Source organism: uncultured Rikenella sp., assembly GCF_910579375.1.
Taxonomy (GTDB): Bacteria; Bacteroidota; Bacteroidia; order Bacteroidales; family Rikenellaceae; genus Rikenella.
In genome coordinates, this window is record NZ_CAJTUJ010000229.1 from 1 (window position 1) to 1704 (window position 1704).

Consider the following 1704-nt stretch of genomic DNA (forward strand, 5'->3'; position numbering starts at 1 on the left):
ACTTAGAACCCGGGCTTAGGCCTATTTTCTTTTAGATTCGCAATTCGAATACTATTCGGCACCGCCCCGGGCTACCGCCTCGACTCTTCGGGCGAACCGGGTGGCGTCGGCAACCACGGCTATAGCTGGTCGTCTGCGGTCAGTGGTATCAGCGGGCGGTTCTTGTGGTTCTACTCGCAGGACCTCGTTCCCAGCCACGCGTACCTCCGCGCCTACGGTCTTCAGTTGCGTTGCCTCTCGGACGCACAGCGTCTTCTTGCCCGAAAACAGGCTCTACCCGAACAACGGGCCGCCTCTACCCGAAAACAGGCTCTACCCAAAATACAAGGCCGCCTTTACCCGAAAGCTAACCCAAACAACGGGGCCTCCACCCGAAAGCTAACCCCGGCAATCGACCGCCGCCCCTACCCAGCGCAACGCCCCTCTTTCAGATGCTACATTTGTGATGAAAAAACGCAGAAAATACAGGAAAAACAGCTCGATTCCGCGTCGGTATTGGCTTTGGAGCCTCTTTTGGCTATTTCTGGCGATCCTCGCCATCGCCTGTTCGCACCGGCTGACCCCTCGCCGAGCCCCCTCTTTGTCTGCCCCCTCAGCTTCTCATCGTCCCGCTCCGTCGCCCTCGACATCCTCCAGAGCGTCGGACGCAGCTCCTTCCTCGCCCTCCTTCGTTCCTTCCGCCCACCTCGAACTGCCCGCCCTGGACGCCGCCGACACCCTTATTTACAACACCTCCGGCCGCTACACCTTTTCTTATCGTCCGTCCGGGAAGATCGCGCGTTGGGTCGCCTATAAACTGACCCGCAGCGACCTCTCCGGCGCCGTCGACCGTAGCGACACCTTTGCCCCCGACCCCCGGCTGCGCACCTACGGCTGGCCCTCCGCGACCCATGCCGACTACCGCGGCAGCGGCTACGACCGCGGGCACCTGTTGCCCTCCGCCGATCGCACCGATTCCGAAGCCTCGAATCGTTCCACCTTTCTTTACTCCAACATGGCCCCCCAGCAGCCTCGACTGAACCGCGGCCCCTGGAAACGCCTCGAAGAGCAGCTCCGCGCCCAGACCTCCGATTACGACACCCTTTATATCGTCGTCGGCACCGTGCTGCCGGCTCATCCAGAGACCATCGGCCGTGGCGTCTTCGTTCCCGAGCTCTTTTTCAAAGCCATCGCCCTCCGTCGCGCCGACGTTTTCGAGATGGCCGCGTACGTGATGCCGAACGACGCCGCCTTGCTGACCGGTCGTGATTATACCGAGTTCGCCGTTTCCGTCGATAGCGTGGAACGTTTGTCCGGACTCGATCTTTTTCCCTCTCTTCCCCAGCCGTGACGCGTGTACGTTGATTATTGCTCCGCCGCTGCGGCTGTCGTGCGTTTTGGGTTAGAGATGACCAGTAAACCGCCCCGGGCTTCCGCGACGCAGGCAATTACGGGCGATTGGGCGCTCTGACGAACGTCGGCAACGGCGGGTACAGTTGGTCTTCCTCCTTTAGCGGGACTAGCGGCGTGTTCTTGAACTTCCTCACGCAGAACCTCCATTCCAGCAGCGTGGACAGCCGTGGCCACGGTCTTCAGTTGCGTTGCCTCTCGGAATAAACGGGGGACGCACAGCGTCTTTTACTGGCTGTATCTACTCCAATAATGGCAGTCTCCATCCGGAGCGGGCCGGAGCCAGCGTGGGCCGAACGAGCATCGCGAAGTGGC

Annotated in this window: 1 protein-coding gene; it reads left to right on the forward strand. The window is 61.0% G+C overall.

Features of this window, described 5'->3' with window-relative positions; genetic code table 11:
* The first annotated feature begins 445 nt into the window (after window positions 1–445).
* Window positions 446–1330, forward strand: coding sequence for a DNA/RNA non-specific endonuclease (locus QZ302_RS09940; protein WP_294594957.1), 885 nt, complete (start codon window positions 446–448; stop codon window positions 1328–1330).
* The last annotated feature ends 374 nt before the right edge of the window (window positions 1331–1704 follow it).

What these genes read in the sequence shown, in the direction of transcription:
- QZ302_RS09940 (WP_294594957.1), top strand. Translation starts at nt 446, where the DNA reads ATGAAAAAACGCAGAAAATACAGGAAAAACAGCTCGATTCCGCGTCGG.